Source organism: Enterobacter cloacae complex sp. P12RS, from assembly GCF_014895875.1.
Lineage (GTDB): Bacteria > Pseudomonadota > Gammaproteobacteria > Enterobacterales > Enterobacteriaceae > Enterobacter > Enterobacter bugandensis.
This window is the reverse complement of record NZ_JADBQO010000087.1, coordinates 1-4,983: the sequence shown is the minus strand read 5'-3', so window position 1 is coordinate 4,983 and position 4,983 is coordinate 1. Positions and strand designations below refer to the sequence as shown.

The window sequence follows — 4,983 nt, the reverse complement described above, 5'->3', positions numbered from 1 at the left end:
GAATAAATGCGGAACTTTTTTATTTATTAGAAAATGGTGCACTCATTAAAAGCAAAAGCGCGGCCGGAGCCGCGCTTTCTGAACAGATGTTACTTCGTCAGGGCAACAATACCTAACGTTAAACCCGCTACTGCGGCAGCGCCGCCGGCGATGGCACCCGCTGTTTCCCAGTTATCCTGGGTGGTGCCTTTCATACAGGTATTGGTATGAACCAGTCGGCCCTGATCATCGTAAACCGGTACACAAGGAGAGTCGTGCGCGCAACCAGCAAGCAGCGCAGCGAGAAGTGCAACGGAAATGAATCTTTTCATGATGTTACCTCAGTATTATTTCTTATTCGCTACAAAGCCAGGAGGGGCTATTAACGAACTGGAGATTATTTTACCACCAGGGTAAGTTCCCGTTACACGAGGAATAATCTCAAATTATGTAGTTTGTAAAAATCATGGAGAAAAAGCGTTTTCTGGATAAATTCATGGAGAAATTATGGAGTCGCAAGAGGGCGCTTTTACTTAACGCAAACTCATGAATTTTTAATATGCGATTCAATAATGACTAATCCATTGTTTATATTAAAATAAAAAAGGCACCAAACGGTGCCTTCAGGGATACGTTAATCCTTATGGTTGGTAAACCGTCTCCGGACAACCACAAAGAAAACGGGCACAAAGAAAATAGCCAGAAGCGTTGCGGAAAGCATGCCTCCCATCACACCCGTACCGACGGCGTTTTGCGCTCCGCTCCCGGCTCCGGTGCTAATTACCAGCGGCATGACGCCAAGAATGAAGGCCAGGGAGGTCATCAGGATCGGGCGAAGGCGCATTTTTGAGGCTTCCAGCGTGGCCTCAATGATACCTTTACCTTCTTTATCCATCAGGTCCTTAGCAAATTCGACGATCAGGATGGCGTTTTTCGCCGATAACCCAATCGTTGTCAGCAGGCCGACCTGGAAATATACGTCATTGTTTAACCCGCGCAGCGACGCTGCGAAAAGAGCCCCGATGACGCCTAACGGCACAACCAGCATGACAGAGAAGGGTATGGACCAGCTTTCATACAGTGCAGCCAGGCACAGGAACACCACGATCAGTGAAATGGCGTACAGTGCAGGCGCCTGGTTACCGGAAAGGCGTTCCTGATAAGACATTCCCGTCCAGTCATAGCCGATGCCGGAAGGCAGTTTTGCTGCCAGGCTTTCCATCATCACCATGGCCTCACCGGTACTTTTCCCTGGGGCTGACTCACCGAGGATCTCCATGGACGGCATGCCGTTATAGCGTTCCAGACGAGGAGAACCGTAAACCCAGTGAGCGCTGCTAAAGGATGAGAACGGCACCATTTCCCCATTCGCGCTGCGCACGTAGAGATTGTTGATGTCCCCCGGCAACATTCGGAATTTCGCATCCGCCTGGACGTAAACTTTTTTCACACGGCCATGATCGATAAAGTCATTCACATAGGTACCACCCAACGCCGTCGATATCGTCTGGTTGACGTCAGAAATACTAATACCCAGCGCCTGCGCTTTCTCCTGATCGACATCCAGTTTGAACTGCGGTGTATCCTCCAGGCCGTTAGGACGCACGCGAACCAGCAGGTCAGGGTGCTCTTTCACCATGCCGAGCAGCTGATTACGCGCCTGCGTTAGCTGGGTATGCCCCAGGTTTGCCTGATCGATAAGTTCAAAGTCGAAGCCCGTTGCGGTTCCCAGTTCGATAATGGCAGGCAGGTTAAACGGAAATACAAGACCGTCTTTAATCTGGCTGAACGCTTTTGTCGCTCGGCCCACGATGGCCTCAACGCTATTTTTCTCCCCAGAACGTTCTTCCCAGGGCTTCAGGCTGACGAAGGCGATACCGGAGTTCTGGCCCTGACCGCTAAAGCTAAAGCCGTTAACGGTAAAGACGGATTCAACGTTCGCTTTCTCTTGGGTCAGATAGTAGTCCTGAACCTGGTCGAGAACCTGCTGAGTACGCGTCTGGGTCGCACCCGCCGGGAGTTGAACCATCGTCATAAATACCCCCTGATCCTCTTCAGGCAGGAAGGAGGTAGGTAAGCGCAGGAATAGCACCGCCATCCCACCGACAATAAGGACGTACACCACCAGATAGCGGCCGGTCTTACGCAAAATACCGCTTACGCTGTTGCTGTAGTGCTCCACGCTCTTATCAAAGAGCGCATTGAACCAGCCAAAGAACCCCCCTTTCTTCTCATGATGATCTCCAGAGACGGGCTTAAGCAGCGTTGCGCAGAGTGCGGGCGTCAGGATCAGCGCAACCAGCACGGAGAGCGCCATGGCTGAAACGATAGTCAGCGAGAACTGGCGATAGATGGCGCCCGTCGAGCCACCAAAAAAAGCCATCGGGACAAAGACCGCCGAGAGAACCATCGCGATCCCCACCAGCGCGCCCTGGATCTGCTCCATCGACTTCTGCGTGGCCTCTTTCGGCGGCAGCTTGTCCTCTACCATCACGCGCTCAACGTTCTCGACCACCACGATGGCGTCATCAACGAGTAGCCCTATCGCCAGAACCATCCCGAACATCGTCAGGGTGTTGATGGAGAAACCGAACGCCGCAAGAACCGCGAAGGTACCCAGCAGAACCACCGGCACCGCGATAGTCGGAATGAGCGTCGCGCGCAGGTTTTGCAGGAACAGATACATGACCAGGAAGACCAGAACGATCGCTTCAAACAGGGTCTTCACCACTTCATGAATAGAAATTTTCACAAAAGGCGTGGTGTCATAGGGATAGACGACCTTCAACCCCTGCGGGAAGAACTGTTGCAGTTGCGCCAGTTTGCTCTTGATGGCTGCCGCGGTATCCAGCGCGTTTGCCCCGGTTGCCAGCTTAATCCCCAGGCCGGTGGCTGCCTGCCCGTTGATTTTGGTCACCATATTGTAGTTTTCGCCGCCGAGCTCAATGCGAGCGACATCCTTCAGGTGAACCATCGAGCCGTCCTGGTTCACCTTGAGCGTCACGCGGCCAAACTCTTCCGGTGATTTCAGGCGAGTTTGCGCGATGATGGAGGCATTCAACTGCTGTCCAGGAACCGATGGCGTACCGCCCAACTGACCTGCCGCTATCTGGTCGTTCTGCGTTTTCAACTGGTTGATAATATCCAGCGGCGTCAGCTGGTATTTATTCATCGCGTTGCTGTCGAGCCAGATGCGCATCGCATACTGGGCGCCAAACAACTGAACGTCGCCGACACCCGTCGTTCGGCTGATAGCATCTTTGACGTTCGAGGCGACATAGTCGGAGATATCATCCTGAGTGAGGTTTTTGTTGTCCGAAACAAAACCAGCGACCAGCAGGAAGCTGCTGCTGGATTTCTCAACGCCAATCCCTTGCTGCTGTACCTCTTGCGGCAGCAGCGGCATGGCGAGCTGCAGCTTGTTCTGTACCTGCACCTGGGCGATGTCCGGATCCGTTCCTGACTCGAAGGTCAGTGTGATGGTGACATTACCTGCTGAATCGCTGGTGGAAGACATGTACATCAGGTTGTCGATACCGTTCATGTTCTGTTCGATAACCTGGGTCACGGTATCCTGCACCGTCTGGGCATCAGCGCCGGGGTAGGTCGCAGAAATCGCCACGGCTGGCGGAGCAATCGTCGGATACTGGGCGACGGGCAGTTTGAGAATGGCCAGCCCGCCTGCAATCATCAAAATGATGGCAAGTACCCAGGCGAAAACCGGCCTTTGAATAAAGAAATTAGCCATGTCGTCGTTCCTTAACTGGCGGGAGTCGTGGTGGTATCTGGCGTGGCGACGACGGTAGCCCCTGGTCTGACTTTTTGTAATCCGCTGACAATCACGCGGTCACCGTTTTTCAGCCCTTCCGTCACCAGCCAGCGGTCGCCAATGGCCTGAGGCGCAACGACGGTACGTGATTCAACCTGGTTTTTATCATTAACCACCAGCACGGTTGCGTCGCCTCGCGGCGTTCGGGTCACGCCCTGCTGCGGAACCAGAATGGCATCTGGCTGTGTGCCTTCATCAATGCGGGCGCGAACGAACATCCCCGGTAACAGCAGGTGTTGAGGATTCGGGAAAATGGCGCGCAGCGTGATTGAGCCGGTGCTTTCATCCACCGTAACGTCGGAGAACTGCAGGGTGCCTTTCAGCGGATAGGGCTGACCGTTCTCCATCAGCAGCTCAACGCTGCTGGCCGTGTCGCCTTTTTGCAGACTCGTCTGCTTCAGGCGCATAAATTCATTGCTCGACTGGGTCACATCGACATAAATCGGATCAAGCTGCTGGACCGTCGCCAGCGCTGCGGCCTGCCCGTTCGTCACGAGCGCCCCTTCCGTCACGCTGGATTTGCCGATGCGGCCATCGACAGGGGACGTTACTTTGGTATACGCAAGGTTGATACGTGCGCTTTCAACGCCCGCTTTTGCGGCGACAACGCTGGCATCTGCCTGCTGGGCCGTGGCCACGGCCTGGTCATACTCTTGTTTGCTGACATACTGTGTTCCCACCAGTGGGAGATAACGTTTCACCGTCAGGTGTGCAATATTGGCCGCCGCCTGCGCCTTTGCCAGCTCGCCTTTCGCGCTGTCGTAAGCCGCCTGATAGGTCGCAGGATCAATTTGATAAAGTGAGTCCCCAGCTTTTACATCGCTACCTTCCGTGAAGTTGCGACGCAGAATGATACCGCTAACCTGTGGACGAACCTCCGCAACGCGGAACGCATCTGTTCTGCCCGGGAGTTCAGTTGTGATGGCCAGCGGCGCACTTTTCACGATATGGACGCTGACCTGAGGCGCCTGTGCATGTTGTTGTTGATTTTCCTGGCCATCGCATCCAGTGAGCAGTACAGCGCAGACAATGAAACCGGCTAAGGGTAAACGTCTGAAATGATTCGTCATGACTGTTCCTTTAAATACCCATTAACCGATGTTTGCCGTAGATCGGTAGTGGGGCAGAGGGAAAAATAAAATGTAGCTGCGTATAATAATGAGGGTATTTAATGT

At 53.7% G+C, this 4,983-nt stretch carries 3 protein-coding genes; all 3 read right to left on the bottom strand.

Features of this window, described 5'->3' with window-relative positions; genetic code table 11:
• Window positions 1–89 precede the first annotated feature (89 nt).
• The 3 genes from IM284_RS22970 to IM284_RS22960 all read right to left on the bottom strand — a co-directional run bounded on the left by IM284_RS22970 (window position 90) and on the right by IM284_RS22960 (window position 4,878).
• Window positions 90–311 (bottom strand): lipoprotein, encoded by a 222-nt coding sequence (locus IM284_RS22970; protein WP_008502867.1) that lies wholly within the window; start codon window positions 309–311, stop codon window positions 90–92.
• Between the two features lie 302 nt (window positions 312–613).
• Window positions 614–3,727 (bottom strand): efflux RND transporter permease subunit, encoded by a 3,114-nt coding sequence (locus tag IM284_RS22965; RefSeq protein WP_047367026.1) that lies wholly within the window; start codon window positions 3,725–3,727, stop codon window positions 614–616.
• Between the two features lie 11 nt (window positions 3,728–3,738).
• Entirely contained in the window at window positions 3,739–4,878 is a 1,140-nt protein-coding gene (locus IM284_RS22960; protein WP_047367027.1) for an efflux RND transporter periplasmic adaptor subunit, read from the bottom strand.
• Window positions 4,879–4,983 lie beyond the last annotated feature (105 nt).